The organism is Pseudomonas sp. CF161, from assembly GCF_000416215.1.
In the GTDB taxonomy this organism is placed as follows: domain Bacteria; phylum Pseudomonadota; class Gammaproteobacteria; order Pseudomonadales; family Pseudomonadaceae; genus Aquipseudomonas.
In genome coordinates this window covers 138,755-159,704 of record NZ_ATLP01000112.1, presented here as the reverse complement: position 1 = coordinate 159,704, position 20,950 = coordinate 138,755, and the positions used below count along the sequence as shown (strand labels likewise).

Sequence of the window (20,950 nt, the reverse complement as noted above, 5' to 3'; positions counted from 1 at the left end):
GCTTCGCCAGAACTACCACCTCAGGGAGCCCCCCATGCGTGCCTTCAGCAAAATCCTTGTCGCCAATCGTGGTGAAATCGCTTGCCGTATCCAGCGCACGGCCCAGGCCCTGGGCTATCGCACCGTGGCGGTGTTCAGCGACGCCGATGCCGACGCCCTGCATGTGCGCATGGCCGATGAAGCCGTGCATATCGGCGCGGCGCCGGTGCAACAGTCCTACCTCAACAGTGCCGCGATCCTGGACGCTGCCCGGCGCAGTGGCGCCGACGCGATTCACCCCGGCTACGGCTTTCTTTCGGAAAACGCCGCGTTCGCCAGCGCCTGCGAGGCGGCCGGCCTGACCTTTATCGGCCCCAGCGCCGAAGCCATCGAACTGATGGGCAGCAAGCGCCTGTCCAAACTGGCGATGCTGGCCGCGGGCGTGCCGTGCATTGCCGGCTACCAGGGCGCCGAGCAGGACGATGCCCGCTTGCAGGCCGAGGCCGAACGCATCGGCTACCCGCTGATGATCAAGGCCAGCGCCGGTGGCGGCGGGCGCGGCATGCGCCTGGTGCAACAGCCCGCACAGCTGCAGGAGCAACTGCGCACTGCGCGCTCGGAAGCGCTGCATGCCTTTGGCAGCGATGAGTTGATTCTGGAACAGGCGTTGATCGAACCGCGGCACGTCGAGATCCAGGTGTTCGGCGACCAGCATGGCAACCTGATCTACCTCGGCGAGCGCGATTGTTCGATCCAGCGCCGGCATCAGAAAGTCATCGAGGAAGCGCCGTGCCCGGTGATGACCGCCGACCTGCGCCAGGCCATGGGCGAGGCCGCCTTGCAGGCCGGGCGCGCGGTCAACTATGTCGGCGCCGGCACCGTCGAGTTCCTGCTGGATGCCCGCGGGCAGTTCTATTTTCTGGAGATGAACACCCGCTTGCAGGTCGAGCACCCGGTCACCGAGCTGATCACCGGCCTCGATCTGGTGGCCTGGCAGCTGCAGGTCGCCGCCGGCCTGCCCCTGCCCTTGCGCCAGGAGCAGGTGCAGCTCACGGGCCATGCCATCGAAGTGCGGTTGTATGCCGAGGATCCGGCGCAGCAGTTTCTACCCCAGACCGGCCGGGTGCAGCGCTGGGAACCCGCCTCGGGCCCTGGGGTGCGCATCGACCATGGCCTGCTCGAGGGCCAATCGGTCAGCCCGTTCTACGATCCGCTGCTGGGCAAGCTCATTGCCCATGGCGCCACCCGAGAAGAAGCCCGGCGCAAGCTGCTGCGGGCGGTGGAGGATTCGGTGCTGCTGGGGCTGGCCAGCAACCAGCGGCTGCTGGCCAATCTGCTGGCCCATCCGGGATTTGTCAGCGGCCAGTTCAGCACCGCCTTCATTGCCGAGCACTGCGCCGATGACCCGAGCCTGCACGCCCTCGTCCCCAGACCCGAACAGCTGGCCATCGCCGCCGCACTGTTTTATCAACAGGCCAGCGGCGCCCATTCCCCAGGCCTGGCGGGCTGGCGCAACACCCCCAACCCGGCCCTGCACTACCGCCTGGGGCATGAGCTGCAAAGCTGGTCGATCGCGGTCAGCCCGTTGCCGGCGAACAGGGTGCAGGTGCAACTGGCAGACCAGACGCTTCAGCTCAAATTGCTGGAGCAGGACGGGCGCTGGGCCCGGGTCGAGGTCAACGGCGTGCAGCGGCGCCATGCCTACCACATGCAGGGCGAGCACCTCTGGCTGGGCACCGCCCCCGGCAGCCTGCACCTGCAGGACCTGACCCACGCGCCGGTGGCCGGCCAGGCCAGCGCCGCGACGGGCACCCTCAAGGCGCCCATGGACGGGGCGATTGTCGATGTGCTGGTCAGCGAGGGCATGCCGGTGAGCAAGGGCCAACTGCTGCTGGTGCTGGAAGCGATGAAGATGGAGCACCCGCTCAAGGCCGGCATCGACGGAGTGATCAAACGGGTTCAGGTGAGCCTGGGCGACCAGGTGAAAAACCGCCAGATTCTGCTGGAGGTGGAATAAGCCGCTAGGCGGATACGCCGGCTTTGGCTACGCTCATGCCTCATCTGGATGTTCAAGGCTGGAATTTGCGATGCCCCACTGGCTGGTAATAGATCTGGAAGCCACCACCGATGAAGGCGGCTGGCCGGTGAGCGAGATGGAAATCATCGAGATCGGCGCCACCCTGGTGAACCGGGAAGGCCGCGAACTGGACCACTTTCAACGCTTCGTCCGGCCGTCGCGGCGGCCGATGCTCACGCCCTTCTGCCGTGAACTGACCCACATCACCCAGGCCAATATCGACGCGGCGACGCCCTTGAACGAGGTCTGGCCGCAGTTCGAGCGCTGGCTCAGCCCGCACCACGAGCGCTTGCACGGCTGGGCCAGCTGGGGCGATTACGATCGCCAGCAACTGCTGCAGGAATGGCAGCAACTGCACCTGCAAAGCCACCTGAGCCAGGTGCCCCACATGAACCTCAAGCAGCGCTTCGCCAAGGCCCGGCGCCTGGAACGGCCCATGGGCCTCAACAGCGCGCTGCAACTGGCGGGGATGCAGTTCAGCGGCCAGCAACACCGGGCCCTGGAGGACGCGCGCAATACCGCGCGCCTGCTGCCACTGATTCTTCCGGCCTGAGCCTGCGGGCAACAGGTGACGCCCCTAATGCCCTTGTGCATACTGGCCGACCTTTTTGACCCTTTTTCTAGAGGAATCGCCCATGTTTAAAGTCAACGAGTACTTCGACGGCACCGTCAAGTCGATTGCCTTCGGCACGGCCGAAGGTCCGGCCACCATCGGCGTCATGGCTCCGGGCGAATATGAGTTCGGCACCGCGCAACGGGAAATCATGCACGTGGTCTCCGGCGCCCTGACCGTCAAGCTGCCCGACAGCAACGGCTGGGAAACCTTCGCCGCCGGTAGCCAGTTCAATGTTCCGGCCAACAGCAAGTTCCAGCTCAAGGTCGCGGTCGATACCGCCTACCTGTGCGAGTACCGCGGCTGATCCGAACCCCAGACGCTGCGCAAAAAAAATGCCCGAATCCTGCGATACGGGCATTTTGCATTTCAGGGCCAGGGATTATTCGAGCACGGTGACCGTCATCCCGACTTCAAGCCGACCGTTGCTGTCGTTCACCAGGTTTTGCCCGAACATCGCACCGTCTTCCTCGGCCCGATACTGCTGCAGGGTGGCCAGAGGCTCGCGGTCGGCGCTGCGCTCGCCGGTCTGCGGATCGATGGTGGTGAGGATGCAGCGCGCGCATGGCTTGACCAGCCGAAACTCGATATCGCCGATTCGCACCCGCTTCCAGCCGTCCTCGGCATAGGCGCTGCTGCCCTCGATCACCAGGTTGGGTCGAAACCGCAGCATCTCCAGGGGGCGCCCCACACGCTGCGACAAATCTTCCAGGGACGCCTGGCCAATCAGCAACAACGGAAAACCATCGGCGAAGGCCACCTGATCGTCGTCCTTGCCGTAACCGGCCTCGGTGGTACGGGCTCGCTCCAGCGGCACCTGCACCAGGCGCGTCGGCTTGCCGACAAAATCGCTGACCCAGGCCGCAGCAGTCGCGCCGGCATCCGGCACGCGCAGGGTATCGCGCCAGATGGTCACTCCCCGCAGCTCGGCATCGGCGCCGGGCACGGCGACATCGATCGCGCTGTGCCCGGGGGCACTGAGGGTCAGGCCACCGCGTTCGTTATACAACGCCGAGAGTTGGCTCATCCGCGCCACGGCACGCTGCGTCAGGAAGCGGCCGCTGGCTTCATCCACCAGCATCCAACGTCGATCGCCATCCAGGCCCAGTTTGTCCAGGGTGATCTGTTGCAGGGACTCGCCCTGGCCGGACTTGAGGGGGTATCGATAAAGCGCGCTGAGACGCATGGCTGCTTCCTGGGGGGCAAAAACGCCACCTTATACCAGCCACCGGATGATGCAAGAAAACCCGCCACGGGCAGGCCTTGCGCCTGCCCGCAGCCGCCAGGTCAGGCCGGGACTTCGTCGAGCATCAGGCGCTGGCGCACCACGTCGACCAATTTGTCCGGCTGGAACTTGGAGAGGAAGTTGTCGCAACCGACCTTCTTCACCATCGAGTCGTTGAAGCTCCCGGACAGTGACGTGTGCAGCACCACATACAGGCCACGCAGGCGCGGGTCGTTGCGAATCTCGGTGGTCAGGCGATAACCGTCCATCTCCGGCATTTCCGCGTCGGTGAAGATCATCAGCAGCTTGTCGGTCATGACCACGCCGGTATCGGCCCAGGCCTTGAGCATATTCAGGGCCTTGAGGCCGTCACTGGCGATGTGCATCTTGACCCCGAGCTGGCCCAGGGTGTCGCGCAGTTGCGACAGCGCTACGTTGGAGTCATCCACCAGCAGCACTTCGCGACCACGGGCGCGTTCCAGCACCGGATCGTCGAGCTTGTCGCGGGAAACCTTGGCGTTGTAGGGCACGATCTCGGCCAGGACTTTCTCGACGTCGATGATTTCCACCAGTTGATCGTCGACCTTGCTGATGGCGGTCAGGTAATGCTGGCGGCCGGCACTGGTCGGTGGCGGCAGGATGGCTTCCCAGTTCATGTTGACGATGCGATCGACGCCGCCGACCAGGAAGGCCTGCACCGAGCGATTGTATTCAGTCACGATGATGGTGCTGTTTGGCCCCGGGATCAGCGGGCGCATGCCAATGGCCTGGGACAGGTCGATGACCGGCAAGGTCTGGCCCCGCAGGTTGACCACACCGCACACAAACGGATGGCGCTGGGGCATCAGGGTCAGCTTGGGCAGTTGCAGAACTTCCTGCACCTTGAAAACGTTGATCGCGAACAGCTGCCGCCCGGCCAGGCGGAACATGAGGATTTCCAGGCGATTCTCACCCACCAGCTGCGTACGTTGATCTACTGTGTCGAGAATGCCGGCCATTAAAGACTCCTGGGCGTGTTCTGATGAATTCACTAAAGGGAGTTATCGGCTGATACAGCCGGACCTTGACCCCCTTACAAAATGCCACGTAAACCCATTGATGTCACATTAACATCATGGTTTACTGCGGTCGTCATCTCACACGAACAAGACATTACTGGCGCCGACTACAAAGCGCCGGCAAAGTTCCTGCGTCTAGGGGAATCCCCTAGGAACAATCAGGACCAACCTGATATTCGCAGTATCCAATAGCCATTAATGTGACGCCATTCTCATTGCATGAATGGAGTCAGGCTTTTGTGTGCGACCGCAGGAACACAGCTTGAGACCCTCTCAAGCCCCACCGTCCTTGATATTCCAGCGCACGAGCCCTCGCTTGTCAGCGGCGCTGACGGTGCCTGCCTTTGCAGATTCGGCCACTCCCTGCCCACTCCCGTCGCCCCATCAGTTGCACTGGCTCGCAGCACGCTCGGCCTCATGGGCATCCTCAAGGCCCTGATCGGCCGTACCCTTCCATTACCTGGCGTCCCGTCGTGGAGATCCGCATGCTGAAGGAAGGCAAAGAAGGGTATCAGCCGTTGTCGGAGTTCCTCGCCGAAGCCGAGAGGCTGCTGGCCAAGTCCGAAGATTGCCTGAATCACCTGCACCTGATCAGCAACGATGAAGAAGCCATCCAGTGCCTGCGCGACTCCCTGCTCACGCTGGCCAACATCACGTACGCCAGGGATGTAGAGCCTCTCAGTGATTTTGCCCGGTGCGTCCATGAGGTACTGGACCGGTCCCGAAACTCGATGGACCTGGGTCAACAGGTGCTGCTCGCACTCAAGGACTGCCTGACACTGATGGCCTGGCAGCTGGAACTGGTCGACCCCACCAGCGGCCAACTGAATATGGACGAAAGCGAACAAAGCCTGCTGCTCGATGCCCTTGCCTTACAGCTGGATCAGTACCCTCCCCGGCGGATCTCCCTAGGCACGCCCTACCAAACGCCCTCTATCTCCAAGCGAAACATCTGAAGGCGCGGCCAATCATTTCGACTTCGGGCCTGCTCAAACAGCCCATTGCGCATTTTGAGCGCGATGTCGCCATTGAATACTTCATATCCCTCAGCGACAGACTCAATTATTAGCAGCGTTAACTAAGGCCCATTATCGGACTGCAAGTTAAGCGTGCTATCGCCTAATAAAACCCCAATGAAATCAATTAGATATTTCCCAGCTTCAAGTAAGACAAAATGGAACATCCGTCCCACAGCTAATAAACCTGACTTCCCAGACATATAAGTTGCCTATTTGCCAACGCGACCAACGGTATTCGAAGTGGTATTATGCGACCCACTAGATGCATTAAGTGATGGCAAAGTGCCTTTATTCAGAACCTGAACAATGCTGGCTCGCGACTTAAAGAGCGTGCTGGTTTTTAACCTTGCCCGTTCAAACAGCACCGCTTTTCAAACCGGGTCCCGTCGCGCTTGATGACCGGGCTCCCCGTACTGAACATTTATTGGCTTCATATGCTATGCACGCCAGCCTCAAGTCCTTTATCACCTGGTCGCGCCCTCATAAAAACCTGCTGTGGCTGAGCCTGTTGCTGTGCTCATGCGCGGCCGTCGCCAATCTGGTGATCTACTGCCTGGCCAGTACCCTGCCGACGGCCCTGCTCGTGTTGAATATGGCGGCGCTGGCCTGTACCTGGATCCAGTACGGCTATACCCGCAAGTCGATCGAGTTCCAGCCCCAGGAGCTGGCCGACCGCCTGCTGGAAGTCCAGGAAAACGAACGCCATCGCCTCAGCCGCGAACTGCATGACGATATCGGGCAACTGCTGACCGCCGCCAAGCTGCAAAACGAATGGCTCAAGCGGCGCCTGCCTGAAGACCTGCACAGTCACTGTGCGGCCCTGGGCGCCACGCTGGATGAGACCCTGGCCAAGGTGCGCGACGTCTCGGCCATTCTCAACCCCCGGCAACTCAACAGCCTGGGGCTGGAAGCCAGCCTGCGCGCGCACCTGCTCAAGACCCTGGAAAACACCCCGGTGCACTGGAGCCTGGAATGCCAGCAGCACTTGACCGGGATCCCCGAGGAAATGGCCGTGGCAGCCTTTCGGGTTACCCAGGAAGCCGTCACCAATATCTTGCGTCATGCCCAGGCGCAAAACCTGCTGGTGCGCCTGCAGCGCTTGCCGCAGGGACTGTCATTGCTGATCAGCGACGATGGCCGGGGTTTTGCCCCGGCGGCCAACCCGGGTGCCCAGGGGCAACGGGGCATGGCCGGCATGTCCGAGCGCATCGCACAACTGGGCGGCACCTTGAAAATCACCAGCCAGTCCGAGCAGGGAACACAGATTGAAGCACTCTTCCCCTGGGCTCCCAGGGCACTCGAACGGGCCAGCAAGAATAAGGTTTTACATTGACCTGTAATTTACTTCTCGTGGATGACCACTCGCTTATCCGGGCCGGCGTGCGAGCCCTGGTCATGGACATACCCGGCTACGCGGTAATCGGCGAGGCCAGCGACGGCACCCAGCTGCTGGAGCTGGTTGAACAACTGCAGCCGGATATCGTGCTGCTGGATATTTCCATGAAAGACACCGGTGGCCTCGAAGCCTTGCAACGACTCAAGGCGGTACGTCCGCTGAGCAAGGTGCTGATCCTGTCGATGCACACCGACCCGGCCCTGATCATGCAGGCGCTGGAGTCCGGCGCCCATGGCTACCTGCTCAAGGACACCACCGCCACCGAACTCGAACACGCCCTGCAAGCCCTGCGCAACAACGAGCGCTACCTGAGCCCGGCCATCGCCCACACGGTGATCAACCAGGCCCTCACCCGGGTCCAGAAGCAGCAGCCGGAACAGGCCGACACCCACAACCTGACCGCGCGCCAGCTGGAAATCCTGCGCCTGATCGTGCGCGGCAAGTCGACCCGGGAGATCGCCCAGGGCCTGGGCCTGAGCATCAAGACCGTGGAAACCCACCGCTCGCAGATCATGAAGCGCCTGCAGATCTACGACGTCGCGGGCCTGGTGCTGTTTGCCGTGCGCGAACAGATCATCAGCCTCGACGACTAGTGCGCCAGACGCTGGCCGAGCAAGGGTGAACCCGCCGGCAAATGCACGCGCAGCGCCCCAGGCCGGGCGCAGAAACGCAGGCTGTCGCCCTTCAGCGGCTCGCCGTCGAGGTTGATGTCCAGGCCTTCGCTGACTTTGATCTCGACCCACGGCAAGCGCGCCCGGACAAACATGTTGTCCAGGCCAAAGCCCCCGGCCAACAGGTCCTTCAAGGTCCCGACCAGTTCCTGCGGTGCCGGCAGGATGCTGATATCCAGCAGCCCGTCATCGGCCAGCGCATTCGGGCACAGCACATGCCCCCCACCCGCCTGGCGCCCGTTGCCGATCCCCAGCGCCAGCAACTCGCCGCGCCAGTGGAAATCCGGCCCCTGCAACTCGCCGTAGGCCGCATGCAGCTCGCTGAAACGGGACAGACCGGTAAACAGATAAGCCGCACCGCCCAGGACTTTCTTCAGGTCTTCGGACGTATTGGCGGTCACCTGGCTGCCAAACCCGCCGGTGGCCATGTTCAGGAACACCTGGCCGCCGACTTCCCCCAGATCGATCGCCTGGGGCGCGACATCGAGCAAGTCCAGCGCGGCTTCCGGCTCCAGGGGGACACCGGCCGCGCGCGCGAAATCATTGGCCGTGCCCAACGGCAACAGAACCAGGCTGGCCTCGCCGGCATGCCCGGCCATGGCCTCGGCGATATCGCGCAAGGTGCCATCGCCGCCACCGGCAATCAGCTGTGGATAACCTGCGGCCAGGGCTTCACTCACCAGGCGCTGGGCGTCGCCCGCCTCCCAGGTCAGACGTACGGCCAGTTCCCAACCCTGCTCACGCTTGCGTTCGACGGCATTGCGTACTTGTTCGTTGAGGGCTTGCTTACCGTGTAAAATCAACAGCGCTTTGCGCTCGCTCATCCGTCGTCACTCCTGTCAGTCGAAGGTTGCTGCTGGATGTTGACCACCGGACGAGGAAAAAAGCCCGTGGTTGGCCATTTAATTCATCACCTTCGTCGATTCCTGTGGAAAAACCGCGCATCACACTCGTACCAGGGCGGCTCGCCCTTACCCAGCGTAGGCCGCCGGCCCAGGTTTTGTGCGCGCATGGCGTCACAAACCATTTCGCTTTTACTCGGCGCAGCCCTGGCAGCGCACCTGACCCCTGAGGCCTTCTGAGTGAGCACTCTGATTCCCTGCATCATCGCCGGCGGCGCCGGGACCCGGTTGTGGCCCGTTTCCCGGGAGGCCCTGCCCAAACCCTTCATGCGCTTGCCCGACGGCGAAAGCCTGCTGCAAAAAACCTTCGCCCGCGCGAGCGGGCTGGATGACGTCGGCCGACTGCTGACGGTAACCCGGCGGGAAGTGCTGTTTAACACCCTCGATGACTACCGCCCCCTGAACCGCCGCCAGCTGGAACTGGATTTCATCCTCGAGCCTTTCGGCCGCAACACCGCGCCAGCAATCGCCGCAGCCGCCCTGCACGTGCGCCGCCACTATGGCGAGGACGCCCAGTTGCTGGTGCTGCCGGCCGATCACCTGATCACCGAGCTGGACGCCTTCGCCACCGCGGTAAGTCGCGCTCGGACACTCGCCGAACAGGGCTGGCTGGTGACCTTCGGCCTGGTTCCTCAGCGCGCTGAAACCGGCTTCGGCTACATAGAAAAAGGCCCGGCACTGGACGATGCGAGCTTTCAGGTCGCACGTTTTGTCGAAAAACCCGACGCGATGACTGCCCAGGCTTATGTCGACAGCGGTCGCCACCTCTGGAATGGCGGCATGTTCTGCATGCGCGTCGACACCCTGCTGGAACAATTGCGCGAGCATGCGCCCGAGGTGCTGACCCGCGTGCAAGAGTGCCTGGCGCTCAGCCACAGCCGCCAGGGTCCTGGTGAGCGGCACCTGGAACTCGATGCGGACAGCTTCGCTTGCGTACCGGATATTTCCATCGACTACGCACTCATGGAGCGCTCGCACAAGGTGGCCGTAGTGCCCTGCCAACTGGGCTGGAGCGATATCGGCTCGTGGCAGGCGGTGCGCGAACTGAGCCCGGTCGACGCCCACGGCAACCAATGCCAGGGGGAAAACGTGTTGCTGGACGTCAGCAACTGCTACATCGATGCTCCGCGGCGCCTGGTGGGTGCGATCGGCCTGGACAACCTGATCATTATCGACACCCCGGATGCCCTGCTGATCGCCGATGGCGCACGCAGCCAGGACGTCGGGGTCATCGCCCAGGCCCTGAAGCGCCAGGGCCATGACGCTTATCGCCTGCACCGCACCGTCAGCCGACCCTGGGGCACCTACACGGTTCTGGAAGAAGGCCCGGGGTTCAAGATCAAACGCATCGTGGTGCAGCCCCGCGCCTCACTCTCGCTGCAACTGCACCATCACCGTAGCGAGCACTGGATAGTGGTCAGCGGCACGGCCCAGGTCACCCATGGCGAGCAGGCGTTCGTGCTGAAAACCAACGAATCGACCTTTATCAAACCGGGCCGCCCGCACCGCCTGGTCAACCCGGGGGCTGACGAACTGGTGATGATCGAAGTGCAAAGCGGCGAGTACCTGGGGGAGGATGACATTGTGCGTTTCACCGACGCCTATGGACGCACCCCCGACGAAAAAGGGCCGGCCTGATCCGGTCAGCTGGATTCTCTCGGCGAGGCTCCAGCTTTCGTACGGACTCTATTTACTTTTCTTACAACAGATTGGGAATTGCCTGAATTGACCCCATCCCGGCAATCGAAGATGGTTCAGGTCAGGCGAACGGCGCCTGTTACAGGGACGTGAACATCATGAATGACAAGCAACTTTTCGAGGGCTCGAACTCCGGCCTCAATCGCCGATCCGCCCCTAACCTGTGGTTGGCGCCCAAGCCTGTGCAGGTGGCGGGCGGGGCCATGCGCTCGACCATCGAACTCAAGGCCGGCAAGGGAAAATGCCTGCGCCTGTTGAAAAGGCTCGCCTGGGCCGGCCTGGCCGTGGCCCTGCTGACGGGGCTGCTGAGCTGGGGCATCAACAGCCGCTTCGGCTTGCTGCTGTTGCTCTTGCTGCGCTAGTCGCCTGGCCTTGCCGACACACGCCCGACCATGATCCGGCCGGGCATGTCTGTCGTCATTTCAACCGAGCACTTCACTCAAGGGAATGAAGTTGACCCAATCGCCCTCGACCAGGGTGCGGCCCTCGAGCACCTCGACCAGCCCTTCGGCCCAGGCAGCGCTGCGCAACACACCGGAGCTCTGGTTGCGGTAAATCACCGCCCGACCTTGCTCCATCCGCCCACGCAGGTACTCACGCCGGTTACCGGGCTTGGCCCAGGCAAACCCCGCAGGTACCTGAAACTGCAACGGCAGCACATCGCGTACACCCTGCCGGCGCAACAGATAAGGCCGGGCCAGCAAGGCAAAGGTCACCAGGGTCGACGCCGGGTTACCCGGCAGACCGATGACCGGCACCCCGCGAAAATGCCCAAAGGTCAGTGGCTTGCCAGGCTTTATCGCCAGCTTCCACAACGCCAGTTCACCTTCCTCGCGCAAGGCGATGCCGAGGAAATCCGCTTCACCCACCGAGACGCCGCCGGTGGATAAAATCAGGTCGACATCGGACAGCTCGGCCAGGCGCTGGCGCGTGGTCGGCAGGTCATCGGGAAGAATCCCGGCGTCTACCACCTCACACCCCAGGCGTTGCAGCCAACTGCAGAGCAGGACCCGATTACTGTTATAGATCTGCCCCGGCCCCAGGGCCTGGCCCGGCTCAACCAGCTCGTCACCGGTAGACAACACCGCGACGCGCACCGGGCGCACCACCTCAAGCTCGGCGCAACCGAGGGACGCGGCCAGCCCTTGCTCGATAGGCCCCAGGCGCGTGCCGGCCACCAGCACCGTCTCGCCTACGGTGGTTTCCTGGCCCTGAGGGCGAATGTTCTGCCAGGGGCTCATCGGCTCGCTGAACAGCACTCGCTCATCTGCCTGGACCTGGGCGTTTTCCTGCATTTCTACACAATCGGCACCCGCCGGCACCGGCGCACCCGTGAAAATGCGCGCACAGGTGCCAGGCTTCAGCGGTTCGGGCGCCTGCCCGGCGAAGATCCGCTGGCTGACCGGCAGCGGCTCGCCGTGCCAATCCGCAAGACGCAAGGCATAGCCATCCATCGCACTGTTGGGCCATGGCGGCAGGTCCAGGGTGGAAACCAGGTCATCGGCCAACACTCGCCCCTGGGTCTGGGCCAGGGGCAAGCGTTCACGCTCAAGAATCGGCGCCGCTTCGGCCATCGCCAGCAACTGTGCCAAGGCCTCTTCCACCGGCAGCAAGGCGCCGGTCTTGCCGGGCTTACCCACGGGATTCACAGGGTGCGGCCTGCTTCAAATGGGGAACGAAGTTGCATGGCCGATGGCGCGAGTCCAACTGCTCGGCGAGGATCCCGTCCCAGCCGGTGCGCACGGCATTGGTCGAACCCGGCAGGCAGCAGACCAGCGTACCGTTGGCCAGCCCGGCCAGGGCCCGGGACTGCACTGTGGAAGTGCCGATATCGGCCACCGAGATCTGCCGGAACAGCTCCCCGAAACCATCGACCTGCTTGTCCAGCAGGCAACTGACCGCTTCCGGCGTGCTGTCGCGGCCGGTAAAGCCCGTACCGCCGGTGATCAGCACCACCTGCACCACGTCATCGGCAATCCAGGTCGCCACCTGCGCGCGAATCTTGTAGAGGTCGTCTTTAAGCAGAACCCGTGCGGCGAGGTTATGCCCGGCGGCGCTCAGGCGATCGACGAAGACCTGACCGGAGGTATCGGTCTCCAGGGTGCGGGTATCACTGACCGTCAGCACGGCAATGTTCAGTGCTGCGAAAGGCACATCAGCCTTGGCTTTCATAGGCTCGATCCAGTTGTAGGAGAAACGGCCCGGTGTTATATCACAGCGCTCTCTTTGACTGCCGCTACGGAGACCTGCCATGACCTCGCGCCTGCCCACACCGCCCTGTTCGATCCTGCTCCTGGCTGGCGGACGAGGGCAACGCATGGGCGGCCAGGACAAAGGCTTGATCGAATGGCGCGGGGAGCCGCTGATCGCCCATTTGCAACGCCTGACCCGTGGCTTGAGCGACGACCTGATCATCTCCTGCAACCGCAACCTGGAGCTGTACGCCAGCTATGCCGATCAGTTGGTGCACGACGACAGTCAGGACTTCCCCGGGCCGCTGGCGGGGATTCGCGCCGGGCTCAAGGCTGCGCGCCATGAGCGGTTGCTGGTACTGCCCTGCGATGTGCCCCAGGTCGACACCGAACTGCTGCTGCAGATGCTGCAAACCGCCAGTGCCCACCCAGGCAAACCGCTGATGCTGCGCCAGGGCGAGCACTGGGAGCCCCTGTTGTGTGTCATCCCGACATCACTGCTAGCGGACGTGGAACGGGCTTGGCTGGAAGGTCAACGCAGCCCCGGAAAAGTCATGCGGGACCTGGGGTGCGTGGCCCTGCAATGCCCGGAAAATGATGCACGGCTGGCTAACCTGAACACGCCTGAGCTGTTACACCAGCACAACAGAGTGGCAGAATGACGCTAGTAAGGAACTTGCTGACGCTGTATACGTCTGAACATCAGCACTCAAAGTATTCAATTTCGGAGACATGCAATGACTCAACGGACTCTCGCCACGCTCATGCTCGCACTGGGTATCGCCACTCTTGCCGGTTGCGCCTCGCCTACAGTGATCACCTTGAATGACGGTCGCGAAATCCAGGCCGTCGATTCACCTAAGTTCGACAAGGATTCGGGCTTCTACGAATTCGAACAACTGGACGGCAAGCAAACACGCATCAACAAAGATCAGGTTCGTACCGTCAAAGAGCTGTAAGCCCACCGGCTTGCGCCCGACTGACATAAAGCCCGCCTTGCGCGGGCTTTATTCTATGCAAGGCACTGAAATCCAGCGCCGTGCCCCCTACCAGTCCAGGCGGATGCGACTTTCGAACTCACGCTCCTGCCCCGTCAGCGGGTCGACAAAACGCAGGCCCTGGGCCAGTAACTTGAGCGGCTTGGCATAGTCGTCCTCGGCGTCCTTGAGCACCTGTGGATAAAACGGGTCATTGCAGATCCCCGCCCCCAAGGCACTCATGTGCACCCGCAGCTGGTGCTTCTTGCCCGTCACCGGGTACAGCCCGTAGCGCCAGAGCTCGCCGTTTTTTTCCCGAACCTCCACCGCCGTTTCGGTATTACTGACGCCGGCGCCTTCCTGCATGCGGAAGAACGGCTCGCCCTCTACCAGGCGACTCTTGTGCACCAGGGGAAAGTCATGTTGCGGCAACGCCCGGGCAATGGCCTCGTAGCGTTTTTCAATCTGCCGCGTGGGAAACAACGATTGATAGGCCGAACGGCTATGGGGGTTGGCGGAGAACAGCACCAGCCCTGCGGTGTGCCGATCGATACGGTGCAAGGGCACCAGGTGGGGGTTGTCCAGACGCCGGATCAATCGGCGCAGTAGCGTCTGCTCGACGTACTCGCCTGCCGGCGTGACCGGCAGAAAATGCGGTTTATCGGCCACGACCAGATGCTCGTCGGCGAACAGGATCGACTCCTGCACCGGTATCACCTTTTCGTCCGGCACTTCGCGAAAATAGTGAATTCGCAAGCCTTCGCGGTACACCAGGTCAATGCCGACAGGCTGCCCCTGCCCGTCAAGCACCCGCCCGCGGGCAATGCGGTCGAGCCACTGCTCGCGGCTGATGGTGCTGAAGTGATCACAGAGGCAATCGAGCACTGTCGACCAGGAACCTGGAGGCAGGTACAAGGTGCTGGCCTGGTGCTGCGCGGCATTGAAAGGTGCGGAAGACATACGAAAAGCTCGAGCCGTTAATGCAAAGGCGCATTATCCGGCAAGGGCTGCGAGGAGCCTAGGGGAGTTTGCACAAGCGAATCAAGCGTGCCCGACCTTGGCTTGCGCCGCTGCATCGGTGAACTCCTTGAGCCAGCGCAGCACATCCACCGCCTCCCAACGCCCTGGATCGTAGAGCGCATAAAGCAGGCCCTGGTAGCCCACCACATCCAACTGGCGGTGGTAGCCGGCGCGCTGAAACAAGGCTTCGATTTCGGCGAAGCAGGTGTTGAAGTGCAACTTGTTGAACGGTGTCTTGCCTTCGGTGACCAGGCCATCCAGGCGCAGTTCGAGCACCGCCTCATGCACCACATCGGCCGACATGCGGTTCACACTGCTTTTCAGTTGTTCGACATTAACCATCATCTATCCCTTCCCTTCTTCATTCGTCCCCTGCCTGCACCCTCTGCACGGCAAGATCATCCACGGCCCACATAGCTGACCACCCACAGCACCACCCCCCAGATCTACAGCGACTCCTGATCATTCAGCGCAACCGACGGTATCGACGGGCGCGCAGCCTTGAGCAGCAGGCCGCCCCGGGGATCGGGCGCCAGCAGGCGCAGGCTGAAGCGACTTTCACCATCGAGATGGACCACGACATAGTGTTCCGCGACCGGGGTCGCCGAGCGATCGACAATCAAGCGGTCACCGGGGTAAATGCCAAACCCGAGCAAGCTGTCGTCGTCGACCAGCACTGCGCGGATCTGCGGGGCGCCCAGGCCCACGGTACGGTCCAGGGAAAACCCGTTCAGCAGCGCCTGTTCATCCGCGACAATGCTGGAATCAGCCCGCGACTCTCCGGGCTCGGGCAGCAAGTGCTGCAAGCGCTCGGCACGGGCAAGAATGGTCAACGACATGGCAGGGCACCCCAAATACTGTACAGGCATACAGTAAACGAATTATCGGGTTGTTGCCAACGGATTAGCAGGCGCGCGACAGGCGGGGAGCCAGGGCGCGTTGCCCTCAGCGCAGGAAGGCCACGACCTGTTCGGCCTCGAAAGGCCAGTCCAGCTCGGCACCGGTGTCTACCCGGCGCAGTACCGGAATGCGCAAGCCATAAGCCTCGAACAGGGCCTCGCTGTCGGCGATGTCCACCAACTCGACCAGCAACCCATGCTCGACCAGCGGCATCAATTCTGCTTCGGCGAGCTCACACAGGTGGCAACCAAGGGTGCCGAACAACTGGCATTCAGGAGGCATGACGCACAGACCAAAAAAAGGAACAGGGGCGTTATTCTAGGCCTGTCGCCCATGCTCGTCGACCCAGGCCCGGGCCGCATTACAGCCCAAATCCGGGTCTCGCCGGCGCCCTCGAATCCGCCTGCCGGACCACTCATTCCGACATTCCCGGCAAAACATGACCTATATCAGCTCACGCCCAGGGCGATTGCGCGACCCTCGCGGCTTTTTTGCCTCTAGGCTGTACCCCCACGTGCGCCCCCCTGTCCGGAGATACCTGTGTTTGCCAATCTGTTGATCATTCTCGCCTCGTCGCTGGTGGTGATAGCCCTGTTCCGGCGCCTGCGCCTGCCGCCGGTACTGGGCTACCTGTGCGTCGGCCTGCTGGTGGGCCCTACGGCATTCGACTGGGTGAATGACAGCGAAGACCTGCCGGACCTGGCCGAATTGGGGGTGGTGTTTCTGCTGTTTTCCCTGGGGCTGGAATTCTCCCTCTCGAAAATGCTCGCCCTGCGCCACGTGGTGTTCGGCCTGGGGAGCTTGCAGGTGCTGTGCTGCGGCGTATTGCTGGGCGGCCTGCTGGCGATCTTCGGCATGCCCCTGGGCGCGGCACTGATGCTCGGCACCGGCCTGGCCCTGTCATCGACGGCGATTGTCAGCAAGGAACTGACCAGCCTGGGGGAAATCTTCAGCAGCCACGGCCAGAACGCCATCGGCGTGCTGCTGTTTCAGGACGTGGTTGCGGTGTTGCTGCTGACCCTGGTCCCGGTGTTCGCCGGCCACAGCGAGCAGGCCTGGTACTGGGCCTTGCCGAGCACCCTGGGCAAGACCGTGGTGTTGTTTGTTGGCCTGCTGCTGGCCAGCCGCTGGTTGCTGCCCCGCTTGTTTCACGAGGTGGCCGCCTCCCATTCCGCCGAGCTGTTTGTACTGCTGGCGCTGGTGATCGTGCTGCTGACCGCCTGGCTGACCCACCTGCTTGGCCTGTCCCCGGCCCTGGGTGCATTTCTTGCCGGGATGCTGCTGGGCGAAAGCCATTACCGGCACCAGATCGAGGCCGACATCCGGCCGTTTCGCGACATCCTGCTGGGCCTGTTTTTCGTCAGTATCGGCATGTTGATTGACCTGCAATTGTTCGCCAGCCACGGGCTGCTGATTCTCGGCCTGACCCTGGCGCTGCTGCTGATCAAGGGGTCGGTGGTGGCGATCCTGCTCAAGCTGCGGGGCAGCGATGGCGAAACCGCCTGGCGCAGCGGCCTGGCCCTGGCCCAGGGCGGCGAGTTCTGCTTTGCCCTGATGGCGCAGATGCAACAAGGCCAGTTGATGCCCGCCGAGATCAGCGGCCTGCTGCTGGCCGCGACGTTCTGCTCGATGTTGCTCACGCCCCTGCTGTTGCGGGCGGCGCCGGCGATTGCCGCACGCTTGCACCGCAAGCCGAACCAGGAAGCCCGGCTCGAAGAAATCAGCGCCCTCACCGCCGAACTGCAAGGGCACGTGGTGATTTGCGGTTATGGCCGCGTGGGCCAGTCGATCGGGCGCTTTCTGCGCCGCGAGCAGCAGCACTTCATCGCCCTGGATGACGACCCGGTGCGGGTCCAGGAAGCGGCGGCGGGTGAAAGCTGCGTGCATTACGGCGACTCACGACGCGGCGACCTGCTCACTGCCGTCGGCCTGGAACGCGCCCGGCTGGTAGTGATTGCGGTGGATAAGACCGATATCGCCCTGCTGGTGCTCAAGGAGGCCCGGCGCCTGAACCGCCAGGTGCCGATCCTGGTGCGGACCCGGGATGACAGCCAACTGGCCGAACTCAAGGCCGCCGGCGCCAGCGAAGTGGTGCCCGAACTGCTGGAGTCGAGCCTGATGCTCGCCTCCCATGCCCTGATCATGCTCGGCGTGCCCGAACAGCAGGTGCAGGCCAAGGTCGACGATGTTCGCCGCGACCGCTACCAGTTGCTTCACGGTTTCTACCACGGTGCGCAGAGCAACCTCATGGACAACAACGGCCAGCCCCGGGTGCTCAAGCATGCGGTCAACCTGGGGCCCGACGCCCACGCCTGCTACCTGCCCTTGAGCGCCCTGGGCCTGGAACAACTGGGGGCCCAGGTGCAGAGCATCCAGCGCGACAGCAAGGAACTCTCGGCCGACACCGCGACCCGTCTGCAGCCCGGCGATACCCTGGTGCTGTGCGGGCCTCTGGGGGCAATCGAAGCCTGCGAGGCACGGCTGCTCAGCGGCCTGTAGCCCGCGCCAGCACACGCCGGGGAACGCTCGCGGTCAGTCCTGGCTGACCGCGCCGATCTTGTGCAGCGACAGGTCGGCGCCGTAATACTCCTCTTCCTGGCTCAGGCGCAGGCCGTGGCAGGCCTTGATCGTGCCGTACACGGCAAAGCCGCCGAGCAGCGCCACCGTCACCCCGAGGGCGGTGCCGATCAATTGGCTGGCCAGGCTGACCCCGCCCAGGCCACCGAGGGCGCTCTGGCCGAAGATCCCGCAGGCGATGCCGCCCCACACCCCACACAAACCGTGCAATGGCCAGACGCCCAGTACATCGTCGATCTTCCATTGGCTCTGCGCGGCGATAAAGCACCAGACAAACAAGGCGCCGGCAATGGCCCCGGTGACCAGCGCCCCCACCGGGTGCATCAGGTCGGATCCGGCACAGATCGCCACCAGGCCGGCCAATGGGCCGTTGTGCAAAAAGCCCGGGTCATTGCGCCCGACAATCAACGCCGCCACGGTGCCGCCGACCATCGCCATCAGCGAGTTGACCGCCACCAGGCCACTCACGCCTTGCAGGGTCTGGGCGCTCATCACGTTAAAGCCGAACCAGCCGACAATCAGAATCCACGAGCCCAGGGCCAGAAACGGAATGCTCGAAGGCGCAAACGCCACCAGCTTGCCGTCGCGATAGCGGCCATTGCGCGGGCCCAGCAACAGCACCGCCGCCAGCGCCAGCCAGCCGCCCATGGCGTGCACCACCACCGAGCCGGCAAAGTCGTGGAAGCCGGCGCCAAAGCGCGCCTGCAACCAGGCTTGCAGGCCGAAATTGCCATTCCAGACCATGCCTTCGAAAAACGGATAGATGAAGGCCACGATCAGCGCCGTCGCACACAGTTGCGGCACGAAGCGCGCCCGCTCGGCGATGCCACCGGAAATGATCGCCGGAATCGCCGCGGCAAACGTCAGCAGGAAAAAGAACTTCACCAGGCCGTAGCCATGATCGGCGCTGAGCACCGCCGCCGGCTGCAGGAAGCTGACGCCGTAGGAGATCCAATAGCCTATAAAGAAATAGGCCAGGGTCGAGATCGCGAAGTCACTGAGGATCTTCGACAGGGCATTGACCTGATTCTTCTGGCGCACGGTGCCGACTTCAAGGAAAGCAAAGCCGGCGTGCATGGCCAGGACCATGACCGCGCCAATCAGGATAAACAGCGAGTTGGAAGCATGGACCAGACTGTCCACAGCGCTTTGCAAATTTTCCATGGGGTTGGCAGACCTGATATCAGCAATAGACCCCTGATGCTGTGGACCCGGCTACTTGCACCAAGTTGGCACCCACCACCCCTTTGCAGGGGCATTGGCGAACCGTTTTGGCGCAGAGGCTGCGTCGAGGCAAATCGTGCTTGGGGATCAAAGGTTCGATTTTTGGTTTTTTAGGCTAAGGTTTGACGCGCCTTGCGGGTGCGGGTGCGCGTTTTCAGCGCAATCGCCCGAGATTGCGCACCACGACAAAGCAAAAGCTGTACCAGAGATTTGCACTGAACCTTCAGCCAAGGCTCATACTCGAAACACTCACAAGCCACTACGGAGATAACCATGGCCAGCAAAACGGCAAAGACTGCTCAAGAAATACTGATGGCGGATTTTCAGGCACTGGTCAGTGACACGGAACGTCTGCTGGAACACACCGCGACCCTGGCCGGCGATCAGGCCGACGAGTTGCGCGGGCAGATCCACGACAGCCTGTTGCGCGCCCGCGAAACCCTGCAACTGACTGAAGACTCCCTGCGCGAACGCGGCAAGGCGGCGGTCACGGCCACTGAAGACTATGTCCAGTCCAACCCCTGGCAGTCGGTCGGCATCGCGGCAGGCGTGGGCTTTTTGATTGGCTTGCTGGCGACACGGCGCTGATATGGCTATCGGAGATTCCGACTCGCCCGCAGCGGGCGCCAGCTCCTCATCGCGGCGCCTGGGCGCTGCTTTCCTGGGTTTGTTGCACAGCCACGTCGAGCTGTTCGGCATCGAACTGCAAGAGCAGAAATCGCGCACCGTAAGCCTGTTGCTGTTTGCCGGGCTGGCCCTGGTGTTCGCCTTGCTGTTGCTGGTGGGGCTCTCGGCGCTGGTGTTGATCCTGCTCTGGGACACCTACCGCCTGGCCGGCATCATCGGACTCTGCGTGTTCTACAGCCTGGCCGCGCTGTTTTGCGCCATGCGCCTGCGAGCCGCGATCTTCGATGAGTCCTCGCCCTTCCACGGCACCCTCGAAGAACTCGCCAACGACCGGGAGCGCCTGCTGCCATGAACCTGCCCGAGATTCCGCAAAACAGCTCCCGCCGGGAAATGCGCAAGGCACTGATCCGCTTGCGCATGGAAATGCATCGCCAGGAAATCCGCCACGAATCCCAGCAACTGCTCCAGCCCTTGCAGCGCATGCGTGGGCTGGGTCAAAGCTGGCAAGCCGGTTTGGGTATCAAGCACGCGCCGTTATGGGGCGTGGCTGCGGTGACCCTGCTGGGCTTTTTCACCGGCAAGGGGGCCAAGGGCGGCGGCGTCAGCAGCCTGACCCGGATAGTCCGCCTGGGCACCACCCTGGTGCCGCTGATCAAACTGGTCATGCAAGGCTCATCGCGTAAAAACTAGTCAGTCTGAATCTGGCTGCATTCTTGCTAAGCATCCTCGATCGGCCCCTTTATCAAAGGGGCCGTTTCCTGCCTGTCCAACCGACAGTCGCCGGCTTCAAATCCA

24 protein-coding genes are annotated in these 20,950 nt (G+C 62.8%); 14 read left to right on the top strand and 10 right to left on the bottom strand.

What is annotated here, in order from left to right:
- Nucleotides 1-34: 34 nt before the first annotated feature.
- From CF161_RS26635 to CF161_RS26625, 3 genes are all read left to right on the top strand, one after another.
- Entirely contained in the window at nucleotides 35-1,996 is a 1,962-nt protein-coding gene (locus tag CF161_RS26635) for an acetyl/propionyl/methylcrotonyl-CoA carboxylase subunit alpha (protein ID WP_020299737.1), read from the top strand.
- A gap of 70 nt (nucleotides 1,997-2,066) precedes the next feature.
- Nucleotides 2,067-2,609 carry an exonuclease domain-containing protein gene (locus CF161_RS26630; RefSeq protein WP_020299736.1) on the top strand — a complete coding sequence of 181 codons (543 nt, stop codon included), beginning with the start codon at nucleotides 2,067-2,069 and terminating at the stop codon, nucleotides 2,607-2,609.
- 82 nt (nucleotides 2,610-2,691) lie between these two features.
- Nucleotides 2,692-2,976, top strand: a complete 285-nt coding sequence (locus CF161_RS26625) for a pyrimidine/purine nucleoside phosphorylase (protein ID WP_020299735.1) — start codon at nucleotides 2,692-2,694, stop codon at nucleotides 2,974-2,976.
- A 75-nt stretch (nucleotides 2,977-3,051) separates the two neighbouring features.
- Here CF161_RS26625 and CF161_RS26620 read toward each other — a convergent pair whose 3' ends face one another.
- Together CF161_RS26620 and CF161_RS26615 are read right to left on the bottom strand one after the other, a co-directional pair.
- On the bottom strand, nucleotides 3,052-3,855 hold the full coding sequence (locus CF161_RS26620; protein WP_020299734.1) for an MOSC domain-containing protein: 804 nt from the start codon (nucleotides 3,853-3,855) through the stop codon (nucleotides 3,052-3,054).
- Between the two features lie 101 nt (nucleotides 3,856-3,956).
- Nucleotides 3,957-4,892: a chemotaxis protein CheV gene (locus tag CF161_RS26615; RefSeq protein WP_020299733.1), complete on the bottom strand. Its 936-nt coding sequence runs from the start codon at nucleotides 4,890-4,892 to the stop codon at nucleotides 3,957-3,959.
- 545 nt (nucleotides 4,893-5,437) lie between these two features.
- Between CF161_RS26615 and CF161_RS26610 the strand changes: the two genes are divergently transcribed.
- From CF161_RS26610 to CF161_RS26600, 3 genes are all read left to right on the top strand, one after another.
- Complete coding sequence (locus CF161_RS26610; protein WP_020299732.1) at nucleotides 5,438-5,908, top strand: hypothetical protein; 471 nt, start codon at nucleotides 5,438-5,440, stop codon at nucleotides 5,906-5,908.
- Nucleotides 5,909-6,410: 502 nt separating this feature from the next.
- Nucleotides 6,411-7,304 carry a sensor histidine kinase gene (locus CF161_RS26605; RefSeq protein ID WP_020299731.1) on the top strand — a complete coding sequence of 298 codons (894 nt, stop codon included), beginning with the start codon at nucleotides 6,411-6,413 and terminating at the stop codon, nucleotides 7,302-7,304.
- The gene (locus tag CF161_RS26600) at nucleotides 7,301-7,960 is read left to right on the top strand and encodes a response regulator transcription factor (protein WP_020299730.1); all 660 of its coding nucleotides are present in this window, start codon (nucleotides 7,301-7,303) and stop codon (nucleotides 7,958-7,960) included. Before CF161_RS26605 ends, CF161_RS26600 begins: the two co-directional genes overlap by 4 nt.
- On the opposite strand, the gene yegS is transcribed toward CF161_RS26600, so the two are convergent.
- On the bottom strand, nucleotides 7,957-8,862 hold the full coding sequence (yegS, locus tag CF161_RS26595; RefSeq protein WP_020299729.1) for a lipid kinase YegS: 906 nt from the start codon (nucleotides 8,860-8,862) through the stop codon (nucleotides 7,957-7,959). The two genes, CF161_RS26600 and yegS, sit on opposite strands and share 4 nt — an antisense overlap.
- Nucleotides 8,863-9,120: 258 nt before the next feature.
- Here yegS and CF161_RS26590 point away from each other — a divergent pair, with 258 nt between their 5' ends.
- On the top strand, nucleotides 9,121-10,578 hold the full coding sequence (locus CF161_RS26590) for a mannose-1-phosphate guanylyltransferase/mannose-6-phosphate isomerase (RefSeq protein WP_020299728.1): 1,458 nt from the start codon (nucleotides 9,121-9,123) through the stop codon (nucleotides 10,576-10,578).
- Nucleotides 10,579-10,736: 158 nt separating this feature from the next.
- Nucleotides 10,737-11,000 (top strand): hypothetical protein, encoded by a 264-nt coding sequence (locus CF161_RS26585; RefSeq protein ID WP_020299727.1) that lies wholly within the window; start codon nucleotides 10,737-10,739, stop codon nucleotides 10,998-11,000.
- 60 nt (nucleotides 11,001-11,060) lie between these two features.
- Here the strand turns inward: CF161_RS26585 and glp are convergent, their stop codons facing one another.
- A complete protein-coding gene (gene glp / locus CF161_RS26580; protein WP_043230453.1) occupies nucleotides 11,061-12,287 on the bottom strand; it encodes a gephyrin-like molybdotransferase Glp in 1,227 nt (408 codons plus the stop codon).
- The gene (moaB, locus tag CF161_RS26575) at nucleotides 12,271-12,810 is read right to left on the bottom strand and encodes a molybdenum cofactor biosynthesis protein B (RefSeq protein ID WP_020299725.1); all 540 of its coding nucleotides are present in this window, start codon (nucleotides 12,808-12,810) and stop codon (nucleotides 12,271-12,273) included. Before moaB ends, glp begins: the two co-directional genes overlap by 17 nt.
- A gap of 79 nt (nucleotides 12,811-12,889) precedes the next feature.
- On the opposite strand from moaB, the gene mobA reads away from it, so the two are divergent.
- Both mobA and CF161_RS26565 read left to right on the top strand, forming a co-directional pair.
- The gene (gene mobA / locus CF161_RS26570; RefSeq protein WP_020299724.1) at nucleotides 12,890-13,492 is read left to right on the top strand and encodes a molybdenum cofactor guanylyltransferase MobA; all 603 of its coding nucleotides are present in this window, start codon (nucleotides 12,890-12,892) and stop codon (nucleotides 13,490-13,492) included.
- 75 nt (nucleotides 13,493-13,567) lie between these two features.
- Entirely contained in the window at nucleotides 13,568-13,789 is a 222-nt protein-coding gene (locus tag CF161_RS26565; protein WP_043230450.1) for a YgdI/YgdR family lipoprotein, read from the top strand.
- Between the two features lie 87 nt (nucleotides 13,790-13,876).
- Here the strand turns inward: CF161_RS26565 and CF161_RS26560 are convergent, their stop codons facing one another.
- The 4 genes from CF161_RS26560 to CF161_RS26545 form a co-directional block, all read right to left on the bottom strand.
- The gene (locus CF161_RS26560; protein ID WP_020299722.1) at nucleotides 13,877-14,767 is read right to left on the bottom strand and encodes a pseudouridine synthase; all 891 of its coding nucleotides are present in this window, start codon (nucleotides 14,765-14,767) and stop codon (nucleotides 13,877-13,879) included.
- An 81-nt stretch (nucleotides 14,768-14,848) separates the two neighbouring features.
- Complete coding sequence (locus CF161_RS26555) at nucleotides 14,849-15,169, bottom strand: hypothetical protein (RefSeq protein WP_043230518.1); 321 nt, start codon at nucleotides 15,167-15,169, stop codon at nucleotides 14,849-14,851.
- 104 nt (nucleotides 15,170-15,273) lie between these two features.
- Complete coding sequence (locus CF161_RS26550; RefSeq protein WP_020299720.1) at nucleotides 15,274-15,666, bottom strand: S24 family peptidase; 393 nt, start codon at nucleotides 15,664-15,666, stop codon at nucleotides 15,274-15,276.
- A 106-nt stretch (nucleotides 15,667-15,772) separates the two neighbouring features.
- Nucleotides 15,773-16,009, bottom strand: a complete 237-nt coding sequence (locus CF161_RS26545) for a glutaredoxin family protein (protein ID WP_020299719.1) — start codon at nucleotides 16,007-16,009, stop codon at nucleotides 15,773-15,775.
- A gap of 258 nt (nucleotides 16,010-16,267) precedes the next feature.
- On the opposite strand from CF161_RS26545, the gene CF161_RS26540 reads away from it, so the two are divergent.
- Nucleotides 16,268-18,226, top strand: coding sequence for a monovalent cation:proton antiporter family protein (locus CF161_RS26540; protein ID WP_020299718.1), 1,959 nt, complete (start codon nucleotides 16,268-16,270; stop codon nucleotides 18,224-18,226).
- Nucleotides 18,227-18,259: 33 nt separating this feature from the next.
- Here the strand turns inward: CF161_RS26540 and CF161_RS26535 are convergent, their stop codons facing one another.
- A complete protein-coding gene (locus CF161_RS26535) occupies nucleotides 18,260-19,468 on the bottom strand; it encodes an ammonium transporter (protein ID WP_020299717.1) in 1,209 nt (402 codons plus the stop codon).
- Nucleotides 19,469-19,801: 333 nt separating this feature from the next.
- Between CF161_RS26535 and CF161_RS26530 the strand changes: the two genes are divergently transcribed.
- Genes CF161_RS26530 through CF161_RS26520 form a run of 3 tightly spaced genes read left to right on the top strand, consistent with a single transcriptional unit; the run spans nucleotide 19,802 to nucleotide 20,845 of the window.
- Nucleotides 19,802-20,116 (top strand): YqjD family protein, encoded by a 315-nt coding sequence (locus CF161_RS26530; RefSeq protein WP_020299716.1) that lies wholly within the window; start codon nucleotides 19,802-19,804, stop codon nucleotides 20,114-20,116.
- A 1-nt stretch (nucleotide 20,117) separates the two neighbouring features.
- A complete protein-coding gene (locus CF161_RS26525) occupies nucleotides 20,118-20,507 on the top strand; it encodes a phage holin family protein (protein WP_020299715.1) in 390 nt (129 codons plus the stop codon).
- Nucleotides 20,504-20,845 (top strand): hypothetical protein, encoded by a 342-nt coding sequence (locus CF161_RS26520; protein WP_020299714.1) that lies wholly within the window; start codon nucleotides 20,504-20,506, stop codon nucleotides 20,843-20,845. The genes CF161_RS26525 and CF161_RS26520 overlap by 4 nt, the downstream gene beginning before the upstream one ends.
- Nucleotides 20,846-20,950 lie beyond the last annotated feature (105 nt).

Bases quoted from the DNA above. Each gene is read 5' to 3' on its own strand.
- mobA (WP_020299724.1), top strand. From the start codon at position 12,890: ATGACCTCGCGCCTGCCCACACCGCCCTGTTCGATCCTGCTCCTGGCT.
- CF161_RS26625 (WP_020299735.1), top strand. From the start codon at position 2,692: ATGTTTAAAGTCAACGAGTACTTCGACGGCACCGTCAAGTCGATTGCC.
- CF161_RS26530 (WP_020299716.1), top strand. From the start codon at position 19,802: ATGGCCAGCAAAACGGCAAAGACTGCTCAAGAAATACTGATGGCGGAT.
- CF161_RS26550 (WP_020299720.1), bottom strand. From the start codon at position 15,666: ATGTCGTTGACCATTCTTGCCCGTGCCGAGCGCTTGCAGCACTTGCTG.
- CF161_RS26545 (WP_020299719.1), bottom strand. From the start codon at position 16,009: ATGCCTCCTGAATGCCAGTTGTTCGGCACCCTTGGTTGCCACCTGTGT.
- CF161_RS26615 (WP_020299733.1), bottom strand. From the start codon at position 4,892: ATGGCCGGCATTCTCGACACAGTAGATCAACGTACGCAGCTGGTGGGT.
- CF161_RS26585 (WP_020299727.1), top strand. From the start codon at position 10,737: ATGAATGACAAGCAACTTTTCGAGGGCTCGAACTCCGGCCTCAATCGC.
- CF161_RS26630 (WP_020299736.1), top strand. From the start codon at position 2,067: ATGCCCCACTGGCTGGTAATAGATCTGGAAGCCACCACCGATGAAGGC.
- yegS (WP_020299729.1), bottom strand. From the start codon at position 8,862: ATGAGCGAGCGCAAAGCGCTGTTGATTTTACACGGTAAGCAAGCCCTC.
- CF161_RS26610 (WP_020299732.1), top strand. From the start codon at position 5,438: ATGCTGAAGGAAGGCAAAGAAGGGTATCAGCCGTTGTCGGAGTTCCTC.
- CF161_RS26635 (WP_020299737.1), top strand. From the start codon at position 35: ATGCGTGCCTTCAGCAAAATCCTTGTCGCCAATCGTGGTGAAATCGCT.
- CF161_RS26605 (WP_020299731.1), top strand. From the start codon at position 6,411: ATGCACGCCAGCCTCAAGTCCTTTATCACCTGGTCGCGCCCTCATAAA.
- CF161_RS26525 (WP_020299715.1), top strand. From the start codon at position 20,118: ATGGCTATCGGAGATTCCGACTCGCCCGCAGCGGGCGCCAGCTCCTCA.
- CF161_RS26565 (WP_043230450.1), top strand. From the start codon at position 13,568: ATGACTCAACGGACTCTCGCCACGCTCATGCTCGCACTGGGTATCGCC.
- CF161_RS26535 (WP_020299717.1), bottom strand. From the start codon at position 19,468: ATGGAAAATTTGCAAAGCGCTGTGGACAGTCTGGTCCATGCTTCCAAC.
- CF161_RS26560 (WP_020299722.1), bottom strand. From the start codon at position 14,767: ATGTCTTCCGCACCTTTCAATGCCGCGCAGCACCAGGCCAGCACCTTG.
- CF161_RS26520 (WP_020299714.1), top strand. From the start codon at position 20,504: ATGAACCTGCCCGAGATTCCGCAAAACAGCTCCCGCCGGGAAATGCGC.
- CF161_RS26620 (WP_020299734.1), bottom strand. From the start codon at position 3,855: ATGCGTCTCAGCGCGCTTTATCGATACCCCCTCAAGTCCGGCCAGGGC.
- moaB (WP_020299725.1), bottom strand. From the start codon at position 12,810: ATGAAAGCCAAGGCTGATGTGCCTTTCGCAGCACTGAACATTGCCGTG.
- CF161_RS26555 (WP_043230518.1), bottom strand. From the start codon at position 15,169: ATGGTTAATGTCGAACAACTGAAAAGCAGTGTGAACCGCATGTCGGCC.